Raw genomic sequence first — 24,381 nt, forward strand, 5'->3', positions numbered from 1 at the left:
AACCTTGTGCGCACTCAACTGTGAATGGCTGAAATCACGACCATGCTGTAATCTTGAGCCGGAGTAACGAGGAGTGAACGTGGAAAGAAAGCTCGCTGCGATCATGGCCGGCGACATCGCCGGATATAGCCGCCTCATGGCCGATGATGAGGCAACGACCTATGCAGAGCTGCGTTCAGTATTCGACGACATAATCAAACCGTCGGTCGAGCGCCACGGTGGCCGGATTTTCAAGAGCGCCGGCGACGGGTTCCTTGCCGCATTTCCAAGCGTGAATGAGGCCCTTGATGCGGCTATCGGCATCCAGCTCGGCTTTGCCGAAAGTCCTTTCAATCTGCGTCTCGGTATAAATCTTGGAGATGTCATCGAGGATGATGGCGACATGTTTGGTGATGGCGTCAACGTCGCGTCGCGGCTTGAAGCCATGGCCGAGCCAGGCAGCATATTTGTGAGCGCTGCGGTCGTGCGGAGCGCCGATCGCGGTCGCAGTGACCTTTTCCACAGAATCGGATTACGGCAAGTCAAAAACATCCCGGAGCAACTTGAGGTATATGCGGTCAGGTTAGACGGCGCCAGCGGTAGCGGATTGAGGTGGCTCACGCATGCCCTGCGCCGGTCGCGCGGGGCGGTGCCCTATGCGATTGGCCTAAGCGCCCTCCTGCTTGTCATGGCAGCAAGCCAGGTTCCTGGATTGAAAGCGATGACAGAAACGATCGCCGACAGGGTTACATGGCTGTCCGGCGTCGGAGACATGGATCGGCGTCCCTCAGTTGCCGTGCTTCCCTTCGACAATATGAGTGGCGATACGGGACAGAACTATTTTGCCGATGGACTCACGGAAGACATCATCACGGAACTGGCACGCAATCCCGAGCTCCAGGTGATCGCTCGCAATTCCACATTCGCATTGCGTGGAGAGGCGGCCGATATTCGCGAAGTCGGCGAAAAGTTGGATGCCGGCTATATCGTGGAAGGCAGCGCGCGGCGAGTGGGTGATCAGCTTCGCGTCGTGGCGCAGCTGATTGATACGCGCAGCGGCGCCCATCTGTGGTCGAAAAGCTATGATCGCCGCGTTGCAGACGTCTTTGCCGTACAGACGGAACTCACGACCGAGATTGTTTCGCACCTCGTATCGTATGTTCGCGAATCTGAAGTCGCCGACGCCTCAAAGCGGCCAACCGAAAACCTGCAGGCCTATGATCTCGTCCTTAAGGCGCGCGATCGCTACAAACATGGTTCGAAAGACAAAGAAGCGCTTCTTGCAGCGCGAGCGCTTTATCATCGGGCGTTGGAGCTGGATCCGGGATATGCGTTGGCGCGAGCACATCTCGGCATGACCTACATCATCGACATGACGCAAAGCGTAAGCGGGCGAGCCACGATGGCCGACGTGGAGACGGGCTTGAGCGAGGCGCGACAGGCGATCCGTCTCGATCCCAACCTTGCCATTGGTTACCAGGTGTTGAGCTTCGGTCTTGCAGCCAGCGGTGATTATCCCGGTGCCATGCAGGCCGCGCGTCGCGCGGTGGAATTCAACCCCAACGACCCTGACAGCCTCATGGCCTTGGCAAAGGCGCAGGTCCGTTTCGGAGATTACCGCGAGGCAGTAAGCAATGCCGAACGCGCGCGGCGCCTGCACCCTATGGCGCCGGAATACTACACCTATGTCCACGGCCAGGCACTTTATGCCGCTGGTCGTCTGGAAGAGGCAGACAGCGTCATTGGAGAGTGCCTGATCCGTGCGCCGCAGGACGCGGATTGCCTGCTGATCCGAACCGCACTGTTGGCGGCTCGCGGGGATGTGGCGGAAGCCCAGGTTGCAATGGCGCGATTGGTGCAAACCAAACCTGAGTTTTCGCTGGCCTCCGAACGCACCTATCGGCGCTTTGGAGATTCTCCTCTGATGGATCAATTCCTGCAGGAACTTTCCCGTGCAAAGGCTCCGGAAACCGCTTTGCGTTCAGGCTTTATCGAACGAAACACCGCATGAGCGCGGTAAGTGCTCCCGCCGTGTTCTTCTGTGCCTTCTGGATCGATGAGAAATTAATCCAGCCTCTGAATCCGCTTGCGCCTGCGCAGGATTCCAGCGAGTGTTAACTTGCCGAAAGGTTGTGGGATGAGCCATGGACAGTGCGCAGTGGGTTCAGCCGGTAATGATCGTCTGCAAGCAAAGCGGACAACTCTACACTATTACAAATACCCGGGAAGCCATCGATATCCTTCTCCGGTATTGGCCAGTCTCTGATGGCAAAGCATTTTTCGATGCCATGGAAGTATGCATCGGCGTAGCTGAGGGAAGAACGTCGAAAGAGCAAGCAAGGCAAGCCTTCATCGATGCCGCCCATGAGGCGCACATCCCCGTCGAAATTCCTGACGTCATCAGAGTGAGAGTCTGATTTCCTGCAATTCTAAGCAGCTGGCTAGAATGCCATTTTATCATACCGCATTCTTCCGGAAGCGCTTTTTGAGGTCACCGAAGGCATTGGACCGCGTTCGCCCTCGGCGATTTTCATTGGCGGCAGCTCACGTTCGAGCACAAGGCACTACGGGTTTGCGCAAAGACACTACATTCCGCGCGAGTTCTGAACCGCAACGATTTTACGCACTGAATCCCAACTGGCTGAGCCGCGCGTAAAGACCGTCATCGAGCTTCGCAAGCGTCTCGTGATTGCCTTCTTCGACGACACGGCCCTGCTGCATGACGACGATCTTGTCGGCACGCACAACTGTGGAAAGCCGGTGGGCGATGACGACGACGGTGCGGCCGGTCATCGCTTCGTCGAGAGCCCTTTGGACGGCGGCTTCGGATTCGTTGTCGAGGGCGGAGGTTGCCTCGTCGAGCAAGAGGATCGGAGCGTTGCGCACCAGCGCGCGGGCAATCGACAGGCGCTGGCGCTGGCCGCCCGACAGCGTCACGCCGCTTTCGCCGACGGGCGTATCGTAGCCCTGCGGCTGCGCCAGGATGAAATCATGCGCGTAGGCAAGCCGTGCGGCTTCCTCGACCTCGGCATCCGTCGCATCCGGCCGGCCATATCGGATATTGTTGCGGATCGAGCCTTCGAAGAGGTAGGGTTGCTGCGAGACATAGGCGAGCTGCTCACGCAGCGACTGTTTGGTAACATGGGCGATGTCCTGCCCGTCGATCAGGATCTCGCCGCCCGCCGGATCATAGAAGCGCGGGATCAGATTCATGATCGTCGATTTTCCGGCGCCGGACGGGCCGACGAGCGCTGTCGTCTTACCGCCTTCGGCGACGAAGCTGACGCCGTTGAGAACGCTATCGGCGCCATAAGCGAAGGAGACGTCGCGAAATTCGATCCGTGCCTCCGTCGGCCTCAGCGGCTTAGCATCCGGCAGGTCGCGCTGGCGTGGCTCCATGTCCAGCACTTCGTAGATCATCCGTGCGTGGACGGCCGCGCGCTCCATCTGCACCTGCAGCTTCGCAAGACGGCGCAGTGGATCGTAGAGCAGCAGCAGCGCCGTGAAGAAAGAGAAGAAGGCACCCGGCGGTACGTTGAAATAGATCGAGCGATAGGCGGCATAAGCAAGTACACCGGCCAGCATGAGGCCGGCAAAACTCTCGGTTACGGGTGCATTGCGTTCCGATAGGCGGGCAAGGTGATTGGCTCGATTTTCGACCGCAATGATGACGTTTTCGACCCGGGCCTCCAGCGCGCGCTCCATCGTAAAGGCCTTAACCACGGAAATGCCCTGGATCGTCTCCTGCAAAGTTCCGAAGAAAATGCTGTTGAGCCGGATGCCTCTTGCCGCAACCTCTTTGAGGCGACGTGAAAAATACCTGAGCCCGAAGAGCAGCGCCGGTGCCATCACCAAAACGACGGTACTTAGCAGCGGGTCCTGATAGACCATCACTGCGAGCAGCGAGACGAAGGAGAGCATGTCCCTCGCCGTCGACGTAACCGTCAGATTGAGAACGTCGCGTATGCCGGAAATATTCTGGCTCAATAACGCAGCGACCTGCCCCGACCGTCGCTGGTCGAAAAATTCGACCGGAAGCGTCATAAGATGGGCCGCAAGCCGCTTCTGGTAGCGGGCGACGATACCGTTGCTGACCCTTGAAAGAGCAACAGCCTGACCGTAGCTTGCAAATCCTCGGATGACGAATGCGGCGAAGAGCGAGAGACAGATTAGCCCGACGAGCTCTGCGTCTTTACTGACGAAGGCCTCGTCGACAATGCTCTTCATCACGTAGGCCGTATAGGCAGTAGAAAGCGCGACCGCAGCCAGGCAGGCAATCGCGAAGCTATAGCCAGGAATATGGTCCCTAAAATTTTCGGAGACCACCCGCTTCAATATCTCAAGAGTGCGGACGTTCTGTTTTGCTGGAGACATGAGCGCTCGTATGAATTCCCCGCCGGCTCAGCCAAGCGATAAGGTTCGAGCTGGCGTCTTACCGGCCAATGACCGGAAAGTCGAGTATTCATCGCGCCTGACGAAACGGCGCGTCTGCCGGGAAGCATTCGGCTGATCGTGTTGCATAGCCGTCAGATTCCTATAGACCCTGCGGAGGAACGCGACTGCCATTAAGTTTAGAATGGGGTCGGGCAGCAGATTGACGTCACGCTGCTGCCACGAGATCACGTGGCCGTCCTCGTTCTGGCCTGCGAGCGTTTGCCGCCTTGGGACATTGCCAGACACGAAAGATGTCGCAGAATCCTGATCTGGTCTCCTGCTACTCACTTGGTGAACCTCACTTGGAATCCGTGAGACGGCTTGATAACAACATGGCCTCGGAAAACAACGGAAGGGACTACGTCAGCCACGTGGTCTCGAACAGGGCAATTAGAATGGATCCGGTCAAGAGCGACCTGCTCAACGCATGGGTTGTCAGCGAGTCTAAAATTGGTACGATGTCTCAATGCACCGGCGTAGCAAATAATTTTGGTGGGCCAGTCCTTCAAAAACCCGTTGTGGTAAAACACGGCATCTCAAAATATTTTTCACCGCGTTTGTTCTCTTCACGAGAAGCAAGGCCTGATGTCATCATTTCCTGTGGTTTCAGGTCTGAGAGCCACGTCATAAAGATGAAACGAGCCTTCAAAAGCCGGCCGTTTATAGTGCATCTCCAGCGCCCGAGGGTATCCGGTTATGATTTGGTTTTCGTATCCAATCATGACTGGACGAATGAGTTCGATGAACTGCCGCAATACGAGCGGATGGTAGGCGTGCCACATCGGCTCCGGGCCGAAGAGATACTGCTGCGGCGGGAAAATGCCAGGCGCCTGTATAATCCGCAGGGACGCAAAATAGCCTCCGTGTTCGTTGGAGGTTCAAACGGTGCCTACGTTTATGACGATCGGGCGATAAGCGGCATCCAGGACGCAGTTAGAACTCTTGCAGACGACGACTGGCAAGTTCTCGTGTCAACATCTCGAAGATCCGACGATGAGACTTTAAGAAGACTACGCGAGATTGAATCGCCAACCGTCACCGTTTGGGATCGATGTGAACCAAATCCTTACATTGACTACGTCGCGGCGGCTGACGCCTTTCTCATCACAAAGGATTCAGTGACAATGCCATGCGAGGCGCTAGTGACCGGCCGACCGGTATATTCCTTGGATCTGTCAGCTGTTCCCGGCGATCGGCTGGTGAAGTTTGAGCGCTTTCATCGGGATCTGCGAGAAACATTGAAATTGACGCGGTCGTTCGAAGGTCGACTTGAGGCTTATTCGTATTCACCGCTAAATGAAGCCAAGCGTATAGCGCGCGTCATTGAACAAAGGATCGGGTTCCAACCCGGACCATTGACTGGAGAATAGTCAGTCGCTTTCGAAGCGCTCGTCGTAGCGATAGCCGATTTTCAGCAATGCGGAAACGGGCGAAAAACAATCCAATTCAATGGACTTTCTACCTGCATATTGCTTTGCCGCAGCGAAAAACGCGAGAATACGACGCTCTGCCGATAATATTCCAGTATAAGCGGAGGAGGTCTCATTTTCGTAAAACCGAGGGAGATTCGCGTTGGAAATATCTATACCAAAAAGGCCAATGCGCGTCGCGCCCGACGCTAACGCAAATTGCATGGCAGTTGCGGCGACAGAGCCCGCGGGGAATATGCCTTTGTCAGGATCTATCGAGACTGCCGAATTCTCACTCCGGAAAAGCCAGTCGCTTTGAACAGCCACTTCTGAACGTCGTTTTTGCCCATATGGTGCAAGAATGTTTCTGATGAGCACTACCTTTCTGTCTCGAAGCCAGGCACTGTCAATCTCACAAATCGCTCGAATGACGCTGATCGATAGTAAACATGGAACGTTCTGAGGAACCTTCTCCTTAAGGAGAGTGAAATGCCTCCACACGAAGCGCTCATCCTCCACAACTACAGCGAGCGGCTCTTGTATCTTTGATCCAATAAGGCTTATCGCTCCGTTGAGTAACAACGCACTGCCGGCCGGTATCTTCTCAATTGCGCACTGGTTGATTGACGGGCCGCTGCCGACGATAAAAACACAGTCAGGTTTGTTTGGATTGACATCAGCAAAAGCCAGCGTTTCAACAATATCGACCGACCGATAACGAATTAAGGCTTGTTGCCGCTCCTCGGAGGAAATTATTTTGAGCCCCGGCAGCCAATCTTGAAAATGGCTTTTAGATCGGCCGAGAAACAGCCTAACGCCGATTTTGATAATGGATCGTGCCAACGGGCGGTTTGCTGAGTGAAATATCTCTCCCATGACAACGCTACCTGATCGTTTTATTAGTAAGGCCGAGCGGGCGCTTGAAATCTTCGCTATCTGTAGCGTCTCCTGAAGGTCGCCCGCTGTGATTTGTTCAAAGTGTGGTCTGTGCAAAGTTATTGGCTTGCGACCACTAGAAGTGTCAAGGTAATAATCCCGACGAGAACAAAGCCGTATCTCCACTGCCGAACGTCGAACCGACCGGTAGAAAACTGGCTGTCACGCGAAATGCCTACTTCTATGAAATCCTTGAGTTAATATGAGCATCAGTCAACTTCGCAAGCGGGTGTACCGAACACTAAAATATAAACTTGCACGGCCAAGCCCTCCGGATTTACGCACTCCGTTTCGCGGTCCCGTCGTCGTGGTTGGATCTGCCCCGCAAGCAAATCTCCCTGCTGGATTAGATCGCAACTTTAGCATTGTGACAGTCAACGGGTCTCAGGCTGTCACAAAAAACTGGGGCATCGAGAGACCAGACATTACGTTCATGCAATTCAACCAGATCAGAGGTCAAAATACCAATGCGGTTGAGGTTCGCCGAGTGCTGCGGGGGCAGTCCACAAAGGCCTTATATGTCTTTCTCTGGCCGGAGGGTGAGGAAGCACTCAAAGCGGGCTTGAGCGCATTTCACTACCAGTACGAGAGTCTAACGCTTGTCAACAAATACGAAAGAATGGCGCTGCTCGATAAAGTTTGTGGCCTAAGGACTGCGGAAATGGACGCGAGTGAAAAGTGCTCCAACGGAGTAAATGCCGTGCTGTTTGCCTTCTGCCATGGCGCGAGCGAAGTCATAATTACCGGTATTAATCCTCGGTCCACTGGGCATGCGTACAATAACGAAAATCTTGGGCGACTTCATCAAACTATGGACGAGATGGTTTTCAGCAAGCTGTTGCGCGATGGGTGGCCGCTTTACACCGCGGATCCTCAAGTTTCTTCAGCGATCGGCATACCGCTATGGATGCCGGCGTAATGCGTTAACGCCACGTATAGCCACACTAGGTTGACGGAATGCGCAGACTCACGGGAGACCCGGAACTTCGCAAGGCGGTCCCCGCCGGAGGGATGCTTCTTGGTGGCAGGTCACAATGATGTGATGGTCGAGTATTCGTGGAAACGCTGCAGCATTTGCTGGTCCAGATATCTCGCTGTGGCTTACCGGAAACGCCCCGATTGGAGGTGCCGCCTCGATATTGCTATTTTTGCTCATTCGAATATGACCTCGACTTCTCAATCACTCGAGGGCGCAAATTTATGAAGTACAGGACAGAGATCGAAGGACTTCGCGCCGTAGCTGTCTTGTCCGTGATTGTTTTTCATGCGTATCCAAATGCTCTGCCCGGAGGCTTTATCGGCGTCGATATATTTTTTGTGATTAGCGGCTATCTGATAACATCGATCATTTTAAGGGACATAGAGGCAAGAACATTTAGCATCGCACGCTTCTTCGAAAAGCGTGCGCGGCGAATTCTACCCGCTCTTTTTTTTGTAATCGCGTGCTGTGTACCGGCCGGGTGGTATTGGATGATGCCAGCGGAATTACGCGCGTTCTCAGATTCAGTTATTGCAGCATGCCTGTCGGTATCAAATATCTTCTTCTGGACAAAAAGTGGGTATTTTGCGCCTGAAACGGCCCAAATGCCGCTACTTCATACATGGAGCCTTGGGGTCGAGGAGCAATTTTACGCGATCTATCCGTTTTTGCTACGCACAATAGGCAAGAAGTCATACAAGAAGAACGCAATGCTACTATTTTTAGTGGCGGGAGCCACGGTCAGTATTATCGTAAGTTACATATGCTCGAAATATTATCCCGAACTGAACTTTTATTTTCTTCCGACACGAGCATGGGAGTTTTTCTTTGGAGGGGCCTGCGCTGTCTTCTCCGGTCGCCGAGAACGCGATCATGGATGGTGGGCTTGCGCGGGGATCATCCTTATCGGCGTTGCGGTTATCTGTTTCGATGAGAGCTCTCAGTTCCCCGCAGCAAGTCTGGCAGTAGCTGGAACATGTTTAGTCCTAACATTTGCGAGAAGCGGGAATTTTGTAGGAAATAGCCTATCGCTACCACCTCTAGTGATGGTGGGCACGATCAGCTATAGCGCGTACTTGTGGCATCAGCCCCTGTTTGCTTTTGCTAAAATTCGCAGCGTAGACGTGCCAAACGGAATGACGATATTCGCCTTGATAGTCGTCTCCTTGGCATTGGCATATTGCACGTACCGTTTCATTGAGCTGCCGTTCAGACGCAAGCCTGATCAAGATATTCACGTTAGCAAAGGATTCGTCGGTGGCTGCGCTGTCTTTACAATCGCGCTTGTTAGTTTTGGAATCTACGGAAACCTCACAAAAGGCGCCCCATCCCGGTTACCACCTCAAATTTCTAATTTTATTCAAGAGAACGCATGGAATCGACGCTGTCTAGCATTTACGGATCCTTCTCCGCTCCAATTGCCGGAACCAAGTTGCGTTTATAATTCTGAGCATGATTCTAGCTACGCGATCGTAGGGGATTCCATAGCTTCGTCACTGAGCCCCTCTTTAGCCGCGCAACTCGATCGACACGGCATTGCGTTGGAGCAGATGACGCATACCGCATGCGCTCCAATTGAGGGAATTAAGAGCAGTGGAGAGTCCGCACAAGGCTGTCCAAACTATATTCAGACTGCATTCGAACGTATCAAAGCCAGTGGGGTTAAGACAGTCATCCTGGCAGGGGCGTGGATCACGTTTTTCGACGAGAAGAACCTGGTGCGCAACAAACAACCAATCACGCTTGCGTCTTCGAAGGGAAAAGCCATGGTGCGTGACGCGCTTCAGTCGACGGTGAATGAACTACTGGAATCCGGTATTCGGGTTGTTTTGCTATATCCGGTCCCCAGAGGAGATTCACAGGTTGTGGCCAAGGTCGCCAAACTAATGCTAACCGGCAACCTGAAGCCAACAGTTTCGGTTTCTAAGGAAAAATATATTTCCCAGGCGAAAGACGCAGTTGATTACCTGGACAGCATTAAGGGCGGTAATATAATCAGGGTTTTTCCCTCGCATTCTTTTTGCAACACAGCTGACAATAACTGTGTCTTAGCATCAGGAGGCCAAGCTTATATTTACGACAAACTTCACCTCACGAGGGCAGGTGCAGATGTTGTCGCAAAGAATATCGTTGGCGCTCTAATTAATTGACCGAGCTCCAGGCGTATTGCCTCATATTATCGTCTTTATAGGTGTTTAGAATTGGCGTTATCAAAGCCCTGTCTTACAGTCCGGCGAACTTATGGCCGACGATGGATAGATCCAGTTTTGACCTTCTTACGGCACTCGATCTTCTTCCGCTTCTGCTCAAGGCAGGCAAACATGTTCTCGTATTCTCAGGATTTTCCATGGCCAATCGCAAAGCCGTTTTGATCAATGATACCTCTACAAAGCCGCACCTTGGATGCCGTCTCGTTGTAGCTCAAATTGTAAACCTCGCCTCTCAAGAGGGCATCGAAATTAGCGCGACGTCATCCGTTCATGTCGATTGGCGTGAGCAGCCACTTGTACAGGAGCATATAAGAAACGCAGACCTCGTTATTGTTAACGGTGAAGGTACTCTCCATGATGCAACCAAACAGGCAAAGGCTCTCGCAGATGTCGCGCCTTTTTGCCGTGATGCAGGGGTGGCTTGCGTACTCATAAACTCGGTTTTCGAAAGAAATGACGAGGCTATCGCAAAGGCATGCAGTTTTTTCGATAAGATCTATGTCAGGGAATCTCTGAGCGCAAAAAGCGCCACTTCAATGGGCCTCAGGGTCAATGTGGTGCCGGATTTGACGATCTCAAGCAATGTATTTTCTCCGGCGTCCGGAACAGAGCGGAATACACAAATTGTTGTCACGGATAACGCCAACAAGGTGGCGCAAAAGGAAATCATCGATCTCGCGATTCGACGGAAGGATACGACTTTCTTGAATCTCAACACTAGTGACTTGGAAAATCCCTTCATTGACCAACAGCTGCGACCGCGCGTGGTATTTTCCCCGAGCGGCCAAGTGACGGGGACTCCGCCTCATCGCTCTCCTGGGCGCATATCATACAAGGCCTTTCGAAAGTCGGTCTTCCGGCCAAACATGATGCAGCGCTGGGCCATGACTAGAGACTTTTCTCGTTTCCGTCCGGCGACTGAGATTTTGGCAACGATCGCCCAGGCAAAAGGCGTTGTCGCGGGACGTTTTCATGCCGCCTGTCTCTGCCTTCTTGCCGATACTCCCTTTGTCGCTGTTGCGTCAAACACGTCCAAGACGCGCGGTATGCTGATGGACGCAGGCATTCCGGGGTTGCTGGCGACAGACGCGGGCTCAGCGTTTAGCTCGGAGTTCAAATGGGGCGATGCCGAAAAGGTTGCTGCTGCAGAGTACGTTGCCCGAGCTAAGCGCGACGCCACGGCGATGTTTCGTGATATCGCCTCTTTAATTGATTAGGGCTCTCGGTTGCAGCGTCTCGTCATGTCCTGGTGCGTGTTCCGATGAAGCCGTGACTGCTACCGTAACCGATGTTCCGACCCCACATTGCCGGTATTCGCCTGATCTGGGATGGGCTTCCATGGAAGAGCGACAAGGAGTTTCTCCATGGAGACTACGTTGGAGGTTCTCACGACGCGGCGGGGCCGACGTGAGGCTCATCGCCAATGGCCGGACGAGGTCAAGGCCAGGATTGTTTCGGAGAGCTTGCGACCGGGCGTGACGGTGAACGAAGTCGCGGAACGCTACGGCCTGAAGGCAAACCATCTGTCGTCCTGGCGAACTCTGGCGCGGCAGGGCAAGCTGGTTTTGCCGGAGCCGGAAGAAGCAGTCGAATTCGCGGCCATGGTTATCGAGACGCCCGTGCCGGAGCCGCTGGCTGCCAAGGCGGTTTCCCGCGCTGAGGTTATCGTCGGTCCGGTCACGATCCGCCTTGAAGAAGGTGCGTCTGCTGCCCGGATCGCAGCCATCGCGCGTGCCTTGGCGGCGACGACATGATCTTCCCATCGAACCGCGTGCGGATCATGGTGGCGACCAAACCGGTCGACTTCCGCAAGGGTCACGACGGATTGGCAGCGCTTGTGAAGAACGAGCTGCGCAGGGACCCGTTCACCGGAACGGTCTTCGTGTTCCGGTCTCGCAAGGCGGACCGGCTGAAGCTGATCTACTGGGATGGCTCTGGTATCGTGCTGGCCTACAAGAGGTTGGAAGAGCACACCTTCACCTGGCCCGGCATCAAGGATGGCCTGATGACGCTGAGCCACGCCCAGTTCGAAGCCCTGTTTGCGGGTCTCGATTGGCGGCGGGTTCGTGCGGTCGAGGCGAGAGCACCGGAAGCCATCGAATAGCTGCGGCACGATGACTCGCACGACAGATTCCGAAGGCAAGATCGGTCGGGATTTGATAGGTTCCGGCCATGCTGGACGCCGCCGATCTTCCCGATGATGTTGCCACCCTGAAGGCGTTGCTGGTCGCGGCGCGGGCACGCGAGGCAGGCAAAGACGCCCAGATTGCCCGCAAGGATGAGCGGATCGAACGGCTTGAGAAGCTGGTCGCGGCCTTCAAACAGGCAGCCTTCGGGCGCAAGTCCGAGAAGACTGATCCCGACCAGTTCGATCTGGCGCTGGAAGACCTGGAAACGGCCATGGCAGCGATCCATGCCGAAGAAGAGGCGGACGCTTCTGCCGGGAACAGGGTCACCAGGCCACGCGCGACCAATCGCGGCTCTCTTCCAAAACATCTTCCTCGTGTCGAAGAGGTGATCGAGCCGGAAAGCCTGATCTGCGCCTGCGGCGGTTGCTTGCATTGCATCGGCGAAGATGTCTCAGAGCGGTTGGACGTGGTCCCGGCGCAGTTCCGCGTCATCGTCACCCGTCGCCCCAAATATGCCTGCCGTGCCTGCACCGACGGCGTCGTTCAGGCCCCGGCTCCAGCACGGCTGATCCAGGCAGGGCTGCCGACGGAAGCTACCGTCGCCCATGTGCTGGTCTCCAAATATGCCGATCATCTACCGCTCTATCGGCAGGCCCAGATCATGAGCCGCCAGGGCGTCGATCTCGACCGCTCGACTCTTGCCGATTGGGTCGGCCGGGCAGCGTTCGAATTGCGTCCCGTCTTCGACGCGCTGATTGCCAACCTGAGGCGCTCGTCCAAGCTCTTCATGGACGAGACCCGTGCTCCGGTGCTTGATCCCGGCTCGCGCAAAACCAAGACCGGATACTTCTGGGCGCTGGCGCGAGATGATCGCTCATGGGGCGGCGGTGCTCCACCAGGTGTGGCCTTCACCTACGCTCCCGGTCGCGGGGGCATTCATGCCGAACGGATATTGCAGGGCTTCTCCGGCATCCTGCAGGTCGATGGCTACGCCGGATACAACAGGCTGATTGCACCAGACCGGATTGGCCCGGACATTCGGCTTGCCTATTGTTGGGCCCACGCTCGCCGCAAGCTCGTGGAGATCACCCGCAACGGAGCAGCACCTATTGCCGAGGACGGCGTCAAACGGATCGGAGAACTGTATCGGATCGAAGCCGAATTGCGCGGCCTTCACCCGGAGGCTCGCCTCGCCGGGCGACAGGAACGATCTGCCCCGCTGATCGCCGACATGCAGGCCTGGCTCGTCCATCAACGTTCGCGCGTCGCGGCCAAGTCCCCGCTCGGTGAGGCTTTGGCCTACATCGCCAAATACTGGGATGGTCTCAAGCTGTTCCTGACCGACGGTCGCATCGAGATCGACAACAACAGCGTCGAGCGGACCATCCGGCCTATCGCCCTCAACCGCAAGAATGCGCTCTTTGCCGGGCACGACACTGGGGCCGAGAACTGGGCAACCATCGCCTCGCTCGTAGAGACCTGCAAACTCAATGCCGTCGATCCGCTGGCCTACCTGACCGCCGTGCTCACTGCCATCGTCAACGGCCACAGGCAGAGCCGGATTGGTGAGCTTTTGCCATGGAATTACCCGGCGGAGTAGATGTGCCCAAAGGCCTGAGTCGACACAAAGGCGACTTCTTCCGTTGCCCTCGACCAATCGATATGGTCGCCTCATAGACGAGGATGACGAACGCCATGACACTTGCTCACATCAACTTGGTAGCTCGCGATGCAGAAGCGCTCGCAGCGTTCTACATAAACGTCATGAAATGCGAATTGCTTCGCGCACCCAAAATGTTGTCCGGGGAAATCGTTTCGCGAGGAAATGGCCTTCCGAACTCTGAGATATACACGATCTGGCTCAAATTCCCCGAACTTGAACGCCCATTTCTGGAAATACACGAGCATACGGTTACCCATCATCGTGATCAGCCAAGGGTCAACGAACCAGGCTTCGGCCACCTATCATTCCAAATGGAGGATATAAGCGACGCACTTTCGAAGATTCTTCAAGCTGGGGGCTCGCAGATCGGCAACATCACGGATTTTGGGACACCAGAGAAGCCATATCTGATCGCGTACGCACGCGATCCAGAGGGAAACGTCCTTGAGCTTGAGCAAACGAGCACTGGCCGCTAATGGCTGCATGGTCGCCATCCCCGTCATGTCCTACAGCACTCGGCACTGCAAAACGCAGCTCGGTCAAAGTGTAAGCTCGACACCGCTTACTGCGCGCAGTGTCCGGCCGGAGGCTCAGCCTACCTCTCAAGTGAGCCCGCGTGGCGCGAAGAAGCAGCGGATCGTCATATGCGGGGCGGACGTGCAAATGTGATACTGGCTGTCTTCGCTCTCCAAAACCCGGTTCTTGGGGATGAAGTATCTTGTCTTGGACCCGGTGCGGATGTTGAAGTTGCCGCCCGGCAGCGGCTCGACATAGCGCGGGCTGATGACCCGGCAGTCCTTGTTGTCGCAGCATTCGTAGCCGGTGACCGGATCATGGTGGCCGGAATACCAGTTATGGGCGACAGCGAGAGCGATGAGGACGAGCTTCATGTCTGCTTGACCTTCTCGGTGCCGAGGGCCCAACGCTCAACTTCGAAAAGACCCCACGGTATGACAATAGCGGACGTTTGCGAGTGCTCCAAGCGTTGCCGATTAACGACGGACCGCGGCGCTCGCCAATGGCCTTCTGATACAACCGCTCGATCTTGTGACCGGTCGACCAAAGCAGTTCGCGACCGATGCCTTCGGAAGCGCCTAAGCCGGATCGTCAGATTGGATCGTCTCCCTATCGTCCGCGCCGACGAAGGTGGAGTCAGAACAACGCTTACCTGCTACCCGACTTTAGGCAACGCGGAGCTGGAATTTTCCGAGTTTAAGCTCAGCCTGGCCATGGGGCCGATGAGCCGTTCATGAGCGAGATCGGCACCTTGTTGCCGATGGCGCTATGTGGCCGAAATTCGTTACCGATCCTCCATCTTCGCCCGCGCGTCGTCAAGGCTCATTAACAAATGAGCGTGGAAGCGGCTGCGGCCGCACGCCAGACGTTCAGCAATGAAAGTTCGTTCGCCGTTGATCTATTCTGCTTTGGGCCCAGGAAAATGCGGCTTCTTTTTTTTCATCCACGCCGGTCTGAGCGATCTAAACATCTGATCGATCTTCCGCGCCGCGCCAGTCAGACTGATAAGTTTATCGACCTCGGCATCGGTGTTCCCGAGACGCTCGGAAAACACCTCTGCAGCGGCCAAGGCAATGTCCGTCTTTGAGATTTCCGGAAAGAGATCACTCAAATTCTCGTAAGCGTTTATTGCAACGCCATCATGTATCGAAATCTTGTCGGCCCTTGCAAGCAGTCTAAAGCAAGTTTGCTCAAAACTCCAATCGTGCGCAGCAACCACTCTCCACTTTTCGGTCCGGCGCGCTGAAAATCCCGCGAGTACGATAGAGCCGGGAAGGTTCATACCTGTGAGCCACATCGCCATCGCAAAGCCGCTGGTCGGTGTTTTTCCGGGAGTGTAGAAACGGTCGGTAAAGCCAACAAGATCGAGGTGACCAGTCGGGGCGCCGTGGAAATCGGCCGACGTATTCAGCTTTTCCAGCACGGACAAGCGGAGATTCAGAATGCCAAGAAATGTCGCTTGCTCGAAAAACGCGAGCACCTCGTCCACTTCGCCTTTGTAAACGATATTTGCTCCCGCGGGTTGGCCGCGCGAGACCAGAATAGCGTTGCCTTTGAAATCTTCAGACAAGGTTTTGTAGACCTTGTTGAAGAACACGAACAAGGTGCTCGCAGGATAATGGCGCTGGAGCAGTTGGACGTCATTTAGACCGCTGTTGGCGACAAGGACAATGTGTGAGAACTGGGAGAAAACTCTCTTCCAGTCCAAAGTATCAGAGAGATCAGCGACGGCGCCCTTAAGCTGAAGCGTGCCTGCGCTTTGATCGGTAGGCGTGATCAACTTGGGCTCCCGACAGCCTTCTGGGTGACGGCAAGCACGCGCTCGCGCATGGCAAACCATTCGTCGGAGTAATCGTCATTCTTGTACTCGTCGAAATATGGGCCGCCATCGGTAAAGTGAACGATTTTCGCATCGTCGCGCTTGTCGTACTCGTTTACCAGGTAGTTCCAAGTGACGGGTATATCGCCAATCTGCTCGTCGGAGTCTAGCCACTTGAACTGGTGCAACTGCAGGCCAGTGGCCGTGTTGACAAAGTCCTTGGTCAATGCCCTGCACTTTGAGTTGTTGAACAAGATCATGCTCGACCAGTTCTTCTTCTCATACTTCGTCTGAGTCTGGCCTAGAAATTTGGTTTCAACCTTCGGAACGTAGTCATGCTTCACGCACATCGCAGCATATCGATCATCCCGGAGATTCCAAAGCTCTGCGATGTCGGCGCGCGCCAGCATGTCGCAATCCATGAAAATACTCCACCCCTCATAGTTGCTGAGGTAGGGAACCAGAAAGCGAGAGAAGGAGAACTCCGTCGACTGCAGCGCATTGCGCTCGCGCGTGAAAATGTCCCTCAGATTATCGAGGACAATAGGCGAAAAGGCGACAGGGATCGAGGAGTGCTCTATAATACTCTGGCACAGAACATGATAGGCAACTACCTCCTTGGAATCAAAACCGACAAAAATTCGAGCAACGGCATCTCTCATCGATGATCCTTTCATTTTGGCTGTGCAGAGACCTCTTTTAAGGTCGCCCCTCTCATGGAGAGGGAAAAGTTCCTCTGACGGTCCGCAGCTGTGCACCACCAGAAACCCTGTGTCAATTCACATGGAGGCCTTCCGGGGCCGGCTCTCAAAAAAGCCGCGACGTCACTTGATTCCAATCCAGCGCTATTATAGCGCGACTTTCCTGAAACGAGATTCAACTTCTTCCAATCCAGGGACATAAGGCGGCAAAATGTCGTGGTTCAGACGAAAGAACACTCCGATCAATAGTCTTGCCATCATTCCGCCGGAGCCTCTGCCAGGCCGGTCCGGAATCGCGATTGCCGTAATCGTTAAAGACGAGGCATCATATATCGAAGAATGGGCGATGTTTCATAAAGCCGTCGGGATCAGTCACTTTGTCGTCTATGATAACGGCTCGACCGATGCCACATGCAGCATATTGCAGTCGGTTCTCAATGCCGACGAGCTTACGATCATTCCATGGTCCGGCAAGATGTACGTGGAATCGAGATTCATCAACAGCCAGGTTCTCGCCTTCTCCCATGCCGTCACCACTTTCGGCGGTAAATTCAGCCGCATAGCTTTTATCGACGTCGACGAATTCTTGCTTCCGCGCAAGGGAGGCACGATCGAGGAAGCGCTGGAAGCAACACAGGGATTTCCGAATCTCTCCTTGCCTTGGCATATGTTTGGCACGGGCGGACATAAGATGAGGCCGCAGGGCCCCGTTGTCATGAATTATACGTGGCGCAACGACGATCCGCTTAGCAAAGCGAAGCACCTCTCCAACTTCAAGTGCATCGTAGATCCCTGCGAAGTCGTAGAGGTTTCGGTGCACCAATTCAAGACGCGGTCCTTCGGCGATCTTACCGTCAATGACACAGGATTTCGCACGACCAGGGACGGCAGGAAGAAACGAAGTTTTTATTCAAACGAGTATCTCCAACTGAACCACTACTACTGCAAGTCGGCTCAGGAAATGGCCGAGAAGATCGCCCGCGGGTCCGACTACATTGTCTCAGCGGATTTCCTGAAGAAGAAAATGGAAACGACCCTTCGCAACATAGAAGCAAGTTTAGTGGAAGACCGCTCGATGGTCGAATTCGTGACCGGTCGCTCGATCGCCCTCTCCCGACCCGAGATATCGTCGGTCGCACCGCTGTCACGCTGGCAAAGCGCCAGTCCAAATCGGGATGCCTGAAGCCTGCGACACATATGGATCTGCTGTAGCGGATATCCCTTCTTGATAAGATGCTCCAGTATCCGTCCGATCCATATCCGTGTGCAGCCGCACCAGGTTTTCCTTGTTGTAGGCATGGCCGACTGATTTCGGGTAATGCCTGTGATTATGACGGCCGGCGTCTTGTGATAGAGCGCGAACAATACGGCGTTTATGCCGTTTGAGCATTTCTGATCCGCATTGAGTTCAGCGGTTTCAGCCCGCAGACCTTGTGCAGGAGCGCCATGCGCTGATACCTGCTGACGATCTGCAGTTCATCACTGGTAATCAAATACCCTAAGGCTCTCCTCCAGCGCCGCTGGCCGCGTTTTAGCGAAAGGTCATGATCGCTTTTCAGACGTCAAAGAAGGGACGCCCGCTCTTATAATACCCATGACGGGGCGGAAGACTTCCGAGAGACTCGCCGCACCCTTGGCCGATAGGTGATCTCCGTCCTTATACAGGACAGTGCCCTCTCGCATCACGTGACACCTGAAAGCATCGCAGATTGCGCCCATGGGGTCTACCACCAGCGCTCCGTTCGATTTGGCTGCCTCGTCCAGCACCCGCCGTGCTAACGCCTGCCTTTTGCTCGTGTAATCAAGAGGAGGGGCTATATCAAGCGATCTTCTAGCGACTACGGCTTTGGCGAGCGCTTCTGGGACGTCGGAGCCAACCTCCGGCACATCCATTACCAGCACCGCCTTCGTCCCCTCGTGAGCGAACTTAGCGAGCGTGGTGTTTAGACTCGCCCTGACAGGCGAAGACCAATCTGCCAAGGAGGGTTCTACACGCGGGTCGAAAAAGACGCCCCCACCCGGAAGCTCGGCCCTATGAACGTATTTCGGCCAGTAACCAACCATGAAGATGAAAGGGAACTTTCTCTGCTCGATAAACGACATTACTGTTGAATTATACTCGATGCACCGCTTCACCGCCCAAGGGGGACCGAAGTCCGCATTCGGTAAGGGCGGGCAGGAGGCGCGGCCGAGGAACATACCAGACAGACCCATCTCGCGCGCCGCAACGTCGATTGCCGGAGCAATGGCCGCGGCGTGAGAGTCACCCCACACAAGGAACTGCGGCTCGCTTGAAGATTGCACTCCAATCCTGCAAAGTTCGCCTCTTCTTATCTGAGCCAAGGTCAAGCCATCCCCGTCCGAATCGGCAAAGCACAACCGAGAGAAAAACGGGCTCTCATCATGAGTGGCTTGGTAAAGCCGGAGCGCCTCTTCGGGTAAACGATGGGGAATGCCTTCAAATCTTTTGACGACAGTTCCGAAGGCGACCGCCGAAACAATTGCGGCGCTGCTCAGGCCGGCTATGGCCGCACCCGAGGGCGCTAGCCTCCCATGTCGGGCGGGTTGCTCTACAAACCTCCAAGAAAGGTAGGCCAACGCGAACGACAGTGTGACGACCGTCAGTGCCCACTCGGTCGTCAGCTCGTGTTCAAGAGCGGAGCGCGAAAACACGATAACGGGCCAGTGCCAAAGATAGAGGGAATACGAGATGCGGCCGATAAAGACCGAAACGGGATTGTCGAGAAAGCGGGCAATCAAGCCATCTCGGCAATTGGCGTGGATCACAAGGGCCGTACCAACACAGGGAACTGCGGCATTGAACCCCGGGAAAGGAGTGCTAGGAGAATAGAGAAAGACGGTTGCGAAGATTGCAACGAGCCCCAGTGCTGTCATGGCTTGAGACGCGCGGGCTCGATAGTTCGCTTGCGGCGCAATAGCGACCAGAACTCCTATTAGCAATTCCCAAACGCGGAAATGCAGCAGGTAAAATGCTTTCTCCGGTTTATGATATACTTCGAAGATGCTTGCTATAAACGACAGAAGCGAGACCGCCAAAACGATCCCGAACATGCGTCTGCCTGCAAATTTATAGCAAATGAAAAGCGCGACGGGGAAAACAAGGTAGAACTGCTCCTCGACAGACAGGGACCAAGTATGAAGCAAAGGCTTCACCTCGGCGGCAATATCAAAATAGCCACTCTCGCGATGAAACAGAACATTTGAAGTGAACAATGCGGCGGCTATTAGGCTATCAGCAAAATACCAAAATTCCTGTGGCATGAACAAGAACCATGCCGCGACAGCCGAAACAGCCATCATTGAGAACAGCGCCGGGAAGATGCGCCGCATGCGCCGGATATAAAACTCCAGAAGACTGAATCTGCCGCGGTCAAGGTCGGCCAGGATGATCCTCGCCATGAAAAATCCCGAGAGGACGAAGAACACATCGACACCGACGAAGCCGCCGCTGAACACCCCGAAACCTGCATGAAATAGGAGCACCGGCAAGATTGCCACGGCTCGCAATCCGTCCAAGCCGGGTCGATACTCCATGGGTCGATATGTTAAAATCGAGCTGCTCCTCTAAGAACTACCGACCGCGGACGTTGCCTCAGGCATGGGTAATGTAATCTGCTCAACCTTTTTGGAGGCCGGCTACTTGTAGCCGAGCCGTTGGCCTCGTCAATCACCTGCTCGCGAAATGTCGCTAGGCAACGCCGGCACAGAGAAGATCGTGCATATGCAAGATCCAGGCGGGCCGGCCTTTATGGTCAGTCACAAACCGAACATGGACTTTTTTGCGACGGCATCATTTCCATCGCTGAGCCTGCAAGCACAAACCTCGATCACTCGCGCGGAGGAAGGCCACAGCGGTGTTCGGAGGAATGATAGCCACACTGTCGGCATCGGACGTAACGGGATATAACGGACAAATTGAAGCGCTTGGCGAAAGCCATGTTCTTCAGCGCCGCGGTCCCTCCGGCCCACGAAAAGAGAATCAGAAAATGCAGTATTAATCTCGAAAATCGCCGTGACTTGCTTCCGTCGGATGCAGAATCGGGCCGATGTACCGCAGATGCGGGGTAGCCACGATCTTCCGGCCGATATGCCCGTCGCAGCCCAACAGGGCCTTCACGACAACTGAATCATATCATCGCGGCCAAGTTGTTCAAGTGACCGTGCATCAAACCGTCCTTAGTGTGCGGGAGGGTAACCGCCGAATATAAACTGCCGCGATTAACGGCATCACGGAAATTCAGCGCGGAGTGGACACGTCGATTGGGTTGTGCAAGACATGGCGCATGTACTGAAGAGAACCTCTCCTTGCAAACTAAGCGACGGAAATTTCTAGATGACAGTTGGACCTGACGCGCTCGAAATCCTCCGGGAAAAACACCGCCTCTGGCTCTCGCAGCTCGACATTCGCGATCAGCCGTGGTTGATCCTCGGCTCCGCCCCGTCCCCTACAATACCGGCTGACTTGATCGGACATTGCGCTCGCGTCGATGTCAACAACTCGGGCAAGACGGCTGCCGCCTTGGGTCTCCCACCGGCCGACCTGACGTTTCGAAAGAGAAAGAAGTCTTGGGATGAGCATCCTCACGTGAGAACGAGAGGTCTTTTATGGCTTCACACGAAACCTCTATGGTTTATGCGACTGAGGCTGCTGCTGATGCCCCAGGTGCAGTACAAGAGTCTGATGCGCGCCACCAAGGATGAGCGTGAGGCGATCGTCACCGCCGTGAGCGGTGGCCTTCCCCCCGGTGTGGGAGAACTGGGAAAAGTCACAAACGGAGTTGCGGCTGTTTGTTACGCCCTTTTCATGGGCGCGCCATCAGTGACCCTGGCCGGGTTCTCCGTGACGAAAATGGGCCATTCTTACAACGACAAGGGCAAGCTTCGGCGACAGATCGCGGAGGACACTTTTGTGCTGACGCAGCTTCGAAATCGCGGGAATGTGTTCACCACGGAGGGCGAGCTCTCCGCACAAATCGGCCTTCCCCTCGTTCGAAACAGGGATGACATCGAAAAACACATGGCTAGCCCGATCTCTGTTGCCCGCAGTTAACGTGTTCTGCCCAGGAGTAAGCGAAATGGTATCATTGCCCGCTCAATGGAATAGATATCATTTCGGCCTCAATTCAGCCATGCCGACACCCGTTAAGGCCGCAGTGTCAAGGCGCCCCCGCACGGCCATGACTGGCAAGACCTAGCTTTGGGTAGTGGTGCGAGCCGCAAAGCCATAGGTCAAGAGAAGCAGCAGAGCATGCACCCCTTGCGTATACTAAAACGACACATCGAATGGTGGTTTTATCGCTTCTGACGATCCAGGCTTCCCGCCAACTGCTTGCGCAGGAATGGAATGCGCAATCACGCTGATCACACCGTCGAAGATGGGAGCAAGAATTCTAGCACCCGATGCGGAAAGATGATCGGCGTCCTTGTACATTACAGTGTCTTTAATGATCGCGTGGCAACGGGTAGCGTCGCACAGCTTAGGGAGAGGGTCTACGAGATAGGCGTTCTTGCGCTTGGCGACATCGTTCAGCACCATTCTTGCCAACGACTGTCTTTGATCGGTGTAGTCGCGCGAGGGAGCAATATCCTCAGAGCGGCTTGTCGTTACGGCTCTCGCTAGTGCTTCGGGGACCGGTACGCCCATTTCAGGAACGTCAAGTACCAATACAGACTTCGTGCCAGCCGCGTCTAACCGCGTGATGGTTTCCTCGAGGCTCTTTCGCACCGGCCCGGACCAGTCTTCGACGGGTGGAGCAATGTTAGGATCGAAGAAGATGCCCTGATTAGGCAGCTCGGATCGGTGGACATATTTTGGCCAGTACGCGACTAGAAATACATAAGGGATCTTCTGTGTTTCAATGAATGAAAGCGCCGCCTTGTTGTGATCGACGCAGCGTTCGACGTTCTTTTGAGATGAAAATGCGGCGTTAGGGAGCGGTGGGCAACCGCCACGACCGACAAGTACACCCTTTATTCCTGCCTTACGCGCTGCAAGATCGATTGCAGGAGCCATCGCGGCCGAATGCGAGTCTCCCCAAACGACAAAAGACGGGGGAGCAGTTGTGGAGTGATCACCCACAACGCAAAGCCGGCCTTCCTCTATGGCCGCGACGGACAGGCCGTTTCCGTTGGTATCGGCAAAGCAACGCGGCTGAGAAAAAGGACTTTGATCGTAAGTTGCCGCATAAAGCTGGAGCGCTTCCCCACTGAGACGCCACGGCATCCCATGATAGGCAATGATCGTGCTCGCAACTACAACCGAGGCCGCAACTGCCGCCGCGCCCGAAACAAGCGGCGTGACTATGCTCATGCCGCCGCCGTGCCTGAATGGTTGCTCGATAAAACGCCACGAGAGGTATCCGAGCGCGAGCGCGCAAGCAAAGACCATTGCGCCTTCCAACCAGGCCTCCATTCCGAGGTTGAGGTAGCGGGTAAAAACGATAATGGGCCAGTGCCAGAGATAGACAGAGTAGGAAATCTTTCCGATGAACATCATCGGGGGCGCCTTTAGAAGGGCGTAACTCCAGCTCCCCCGGGCCTGTGAAAATATCACTGCGGCAGCAGACAGGCACGGCAGGAGCGCGTAGTAACCAGGAAAGGGCGTGTCAACATTGTAGGCGAAGAAAGCAGCAATGATTCCAAGCAGGCCAACCCCAGCCATCAAGCTTTCGCTGCGCTGCGTCAGTTTCGGTGCAGGAACAAGGGCAACCAGCGACCCAAGTAGGAGCTCCCATACCCGAAAAGGAAGCAGGTAAAACCCCTGAGATGTAGCGTTGAAGGCCGCCCAGCAGCTGGCGGCAAATGACAAAAAGAATGCCGCTATCAAAACTGCCAATGTCACTGCGCGCGACTTCCGCGTCAGCAGGAGGGTAAGCGGAAAGAATATGTAGAATTGCTCTTCGACGCTCAGTGACCACGTGTGAAGCAAGGGCTTCGTGTGCGCTTCAAGATCGAAGTAGCCGCTTTCTTTTTGGAACAGTATATTGGCGGTAAAAGTAGCTGCTCCGATCAGACTTTTAGCGAAGTATTCGAACTCCTGAGGCATGAACAGGAACCACGCCGCGATCGTGCTTGCGGCAAGAACCGCGGTGAGCGCGGGCAAAATTCGTCTGATGCGGCGGCTGTAGAACTGCCAGATATTGAAGGAGCCCGCCGCGATCTCCGACGAGATAATTCTGGCCATGAAATAGCCGGAGAGGACAAAGAAAACATCGACGCCAACGAAGCCGCCGGGAAGCCAGGCCAGGCCGATATGATAGAGTACAACCGGTATAACGGCGACGGCGCGCAGCCCATCGAGCTCGGCCCTATAACTGGGCCGGCTTTGGCTCAATATCATTTCGGCTCCTTTGGAAAGTTCGACCGCTGAATCGCGGCTATCCGTAGCCGTGCGATTTGCCCGCAATGAGGCAAGGACTGCGTCATCGTTATATTTTCAATCAAGGACGTCTCCGCAGCCGCTGAGCGAGTAAACAGGCCCGAGCATTGCTCAGCCGGCGCTCCGAGGACCGGGTAGCTTCGTTCGGACGAAACGGGATCGCTGCAGCCTCGGCCTAGCGGCTAGCCAAATCATAAGGCCGATTGT

19 protein-coding genes and 1 pseudogene are annotated in these 24,381 nt (G+C 55.1%); 12 read left to right on the plus strand and 8 right to left on the minus strand.

The window, feature by feature from the left end:
* The first annotated feature begins 79 nt into the window (after positions 1-79).
* Both QA644_RS14160 and QA644_RS14165 read left to right on the plus strand, forming a co-directional pair.
* On the plus strand, positions 80-1,990 hold the full coding sequence (locus tag QA644_RS14160) for an adenylate/guanylate cyclase domain-containing protein (RefSeq protein ID WP_283069091.1): 1,911 nt from the start codon (positions 80-82) through the stop codon (positions 1,988-1,990).
* A gap of 133 nt (positions 1,991-2,123) precedes the next feature.
* A complete protein-coding gene (locus QA644_RS14165) occupies positions 2,124-2,396 on the plus strand; it encodes a DUF982 domain-containing protein (protein ID WP_283069093.1) in 273 nt (90 codons plus the stop codon).
* A 202-nt stretch (positions 2,397-2,598) separates the two neighbouring features.
* Here QA644_RS14165 and QA644_RS14170 read toward each other — a convergent pair whose 3' ends face one another.
* On the minus strand, positions 2,599-4,353 hold the full coding sequence (locus QA644_RS14170) for an ABC transporter ATP-binding protein (protein ID WP_283069094.1): 1,755 nt from the start codon (positions 4,351-4,353) through the stop codon (positions 2,599-2,601).
* Between the two features lie 455 nt (positions 4,354-4,808).
* Between QA644_RS14170 and QA644_RS14175 the strand changes: the two genes are divergently transcribed.
* The gene (locus tag QA644_RS14175; RefSeq protein WP_283069096.1) at positions 4,809-5,783 is read left to right on the plus strand and encodes an ELM1/GtrOC1 family putative glycosyltransferase; all 975 of its coding nucleotides are present in this window, start codon (positions 4,809-4,811) and stop codon (positions 5,781-5,783) included.
* Here QA644_RS14175 and QA644_RS14180 read toward each other — a convergent pair whose 3' ends face one another.
* Positions 5,784-6,698: a glycosyl transferase gene (locus QA644_RS14180; protein ID WP_283069097.1), complete on the minus strand. Its 915-nt coding sequence runs from the start codon at positions 6,696-6,698 to the stop codon at positions 5,784-5,786.
* Between the two features lie 262 nt (positions 6,699-6,960).
* Here QA644_RS14180 and QA644_RS14185 point away from each other — a divergent pair, with 262 nt between their 5' ends.
* From QA644_RS14185 to QA644_RS14215, 7 genes are all read left to right on the plus strand, one after another.
* On the plus strand, positions 6,961-7,677 hold the full coding sequence (locus QA644_RS14185) for a membrane-anchored protein (protein WP_283069098.1): 717 nt from the start codon (positions 6,961-6,963) through the stop codon (positions 7,675-7,677).
* A 281-nt stretch (positions 7,678-7,958) separates the two neighbouring features.
* Positions 7,959-9,887: an acyltransferase family protein gene (locus QA644_RS14190; RefSeq protein ID WP_283069099.1), complete on the plus strand. Its 1,929-nt coding sequence runs from the start codon at positions 7,959-7,961 to the stop codon at positions 9,885-9,887.
* Between the two features lie 197 nt (positions 9,888-10,084).
* On the plus strand, positions 10,085-11,164 hold the full coding sequence (locus QA644_RS14195; RefSeq protein ID WP_283069100.1) for a polysaccharide pyruvyl transferase family protein: 1,080 nt from the start codon (positions 10,085-10,087) through the stop codon (positions 11,162-11,164).
* A gap of 147 nt (positions 11,165-11,311) precedes the next feature.
* A complete protein-coding gene (locus QA644_RS14200; RefSeq protein WP_283069102.1) occupies positions 11,312-11,701 on the plus strand; it encodes a transposase in 390 nt (129 codons plus the stop codon).
* Positions 11,698-12,051: an IS66 family insertion sequence element accessory protein TnpB gene (gene tnpB, locus QA644_RS14205; protein WP_283069103.1), complete on the plus strand. Its 354-nt coding sequence runs from the start codon at positions 11,698-11,700 to the stop codon at positions 12,049-12,051. The genes QA644_RS14200 and tnpB overlap by 4 nt, the downstream gene beginning before the upstream one ends.
* A gap of 68 nt (positions 12,052-12,119) precedes the next feature.
* Entirely contained in the window at positions 12,120-13,676 is a 1,557-nt protein-coding gene (locus QA644_RS14210; protein WP_283069104.1) for an IS66 family transposase, read from the plus strand.
* Positions 13,677-13,771: 95 nt separating this feature from the next.
* Positions 13,772-14,215 (plus strand): VOC family protein, encoded by a 444-nt coding sequence (locus QA644_RS14215; protein ID WP_283069105.1) that lies wholly within the window; start codon positions 13,772-13,774, stop codon positions 14,213-14,215.
* 126 nt (positions 14,216-14,341) lie between these two features.
* Here the strand turns inward: QA644_RS14215 and QA644_RS14220 are convergent, their stop codons facing one another.
* The 4 genes and pseudogenes from QA644_RS14220 to QA644_RS14235 form a co-directional block, all read right to left on the minus strand.
* Complete coding sequence (locus QA644_RS14220; protein ID WP_026616981.1) at positions 14,342-14,629, minus strand: hypothetical protein; 288 nt, start codon at positions 14,627-14,629, stop codon at positions 14,342-14,344.
* 328 nt (positions 14,630-14,957) lie between these two features.
* A pseudogene (locus tag QA644_RS14225) lies at positions 14,958-15,081 on the minus strand (IS3 family transposase); the annotation flags it as partial.
* 72 nt (positions 15,082-15,153) lie between these two features.
* Positions 15,154-15,963: a 3-deoxy-manno-octulosonate cytidylyltransferase gene (locus tag QA644_RS14230; RefSeq protein ID WP_145612052.1), complete on the minus strand. Its 810-nt coding sequence runs from the start codon at positions 15,961-15,963 to the stop codon at positions 15,154-15,156.
* A gap of 68 nt (positions 15,964-16,031) precedes the next feature.
* Positions 16,032-16,736, minus strand: a complete 705-nt coding sequence (locus tag QA644_RS14235) for a glycosyltransferase (RefSeq protein WP_283069107.1) — start codon at positions 16,734-16,736, stop codon at positions 16,032-16,034.
* Positions 16,737-16,986: 250 nt separating this feature from the next.
* Here QA644_RS14235 and QA644_RS14240 point away from each other — a divergent pair, with 250 nt between their 5' ends.
* Positions 16,987-17,958, plus strand: a complete 972-nt coding sequence (locus QA644_RS14240) for a glycosyltransferase family 92 protein (protein ID WP_283069108.1) — start codon at positions 16,987-16,989, stop codon at positions 17,956-17,958.
* 359 nt (positions 17,959-18,317) lie between these two features.
* Here QA644_RS14240 and QA644_RS14245 read toward each other — a convergent pair whose 3' ends face one another.
* Positions 18,318-20,330 (minus strand): acyltransferase family protein, encoded by a 2,013-nt coding sequence (locus QA644_RS14245; RefSeq protein WP_283069109.1) that lies wholly within the window; start codon positions 20,328-20,330, stop codon positions 18,318-18,320.
* A 1,120-nt stretch (positions 20,331-21,450) separates the two neighbouring features.
* On the opposite strand from QA644_RS14245, the gene QA644_RS14250 reads away from it, so the two are divergent.
* The gene (locus QA644_RS14250; RefSeq protein ID WP_283069110.1) at positions 21,451-21,846 is read left to right on the plus strand and encodes a hypothetical protein; all 396 of its coding nucleotides are present in this window, start codon (positions 21,451-21,453) and stop codon (positions 21,844-21,846) included.
* Positions 21,847-22,062: 216 nt separating this feature from the next.
* On the opposite strand, the gene QA644_RS14255 is transcribed toward QA644_RS14250, so the two are convergent.
* A complete protein-coding gene (locus QA644_RS14255) occupies positions 22,063-24,135 on the minus strand; it encodes an acyltransferase family protein (protein ID WP_283069111.1) in 2,073 nt (690 codons plus the stop codon).
* Between the last annotated feature and the right edge of the window lie 246 nt (positions 24,136-24,381).

It is taken from the genome of Rhizobium sp. CC1099 (assembly GCF_029714385.1).
In the GTDB taxonomy this organism is placed as follows: domain Bacteria; phylum Pseudomonadota; class Alphaproteobacteria; order Rhizobiales; family Rhizobiaceae; genus Rhizobium.

Excerpts from the sequence above, each read along its gene's own strand:
- QA644_RS14165 (WP_283069093.1), top strand. The coding sequence starts at position 2,124 with ATGGACAGTGCGCAGTGGGTTCAGCCGGTAATGATCGTCTGCAAGCAA.
- QA644_RS14170 (WP_283069094.1), bottom strand. The coding sequence starts at position 4,353 with ATGTCTCCAGCAAAACAGAACGTCCGCACTCTTGAGATATTGAAGCGG.
- QA644_RS14175 (WP_283069096.1), top strand. The coding sequence starts at position 4,809 with ATGGATCCGGTCAAGAGCGACCTGCTCAACGCATGGGTTGTCAGCGAG.
- QA644_RS14180 (WP_283069097.1), bottom strand. The coding sequence starts at position 6,698 with ATGGGAGAGATATTTCACTCAGCAAACCGCCCGTTGGCACGATCCATT.
- QA644_RS14185 (WP_283069098.1), top strand. The coding sequence starts at position 6,961 with ATGAGCATCAGTCAACTTCGCAAGCGGGTGTACCGAACACTAAAATAT.
- QA644_RS14190 (WP_283069099.1), top strand. The coding sequence starts at position 7,959 with ATGAAGTACAGGACAGAGATCGAAGGACTTCGCGCCGTAGCTGTCTTG.
- QA644_RS14195 (WP_283069100.1), top strand. The coding sequence starts at position 10,085 with ATGGCCAATCGCAAAGCCGTTTTGATCAATGATACCTCTACAAAGCCG.
- QA644_RS14200 (WP_283069102.1), top strand. The coding sequence starts at position 11,312 with ATGGAGACTACGTTGGAGGTTCTCACGACGCGGCGGGGCCGACGTGAG.
- tnpB (WP_283069103.1), top strand. The coding sequence starts at position 11,698 with ATGATCTTCCCATCGAACCGCGTGCGGATCATGGTGGCGACCAAACCG.
- QA644_RS14210 (WP_283069104.1), top strand. The coding sequence starts at position 12,120 with ATGCTGGACGCCGCCGATCTTCCCGATGATGTTGCCACCCTGAAGGCG.
- QA644_RS14215 (WP_283069105.1), top strand. The coding sequence starts at position 13,772 with ATGACACTTGCTCACATCAACTTGGTAGCTCGCGATGCAGAAGCGCTC.
- QA644_RS14220 (WP_026616981.1), bottom strand. The coding sequence starts at position 14,629 with ATGAAGCTCGTCCTCATCGCTCTCGCTGTCGCCCATAACTGGTATTCC.
- QA644_RS14235 (WP_283069107.1), bottom strand. The coding sequence starts at position 16,736 with ATGAGAGATGCCGTTGCTCGAATTTTTGTCGGTTTTGATTCCAAGGAG.
- QA644_RS14240 (WP_283069108.1), top strand. The coding sequence starts at position 16,987 with ATGTCGTGGTTCAGACGAAAGAACACTCCGATCAATAGTCTTGCCATC.
- QA644_RS14245 (WP_283069109.1), bottom strand. The coding sequence starts at position 20,330 with ATGGAGTATCGACCCGGCTTGGACGGATTGCGAGCCGTGGCAATCTTG.
- QA644_RS14250 (WP_283069110.1), top strand. The coding sequence starts at position 21,451 with ATGCCCCAGGTGCAGTACAAGAGTCTGATGCGCGCCACCAAGGATGAG.
- QA644_RS14255 (WP_283069111.1), bottom strand. The coding sequence starts at position 24,135 with ATGATATTGAGCCAAAGCCGGCCCAGTTATAGGGCCGAGCTCGATGGG.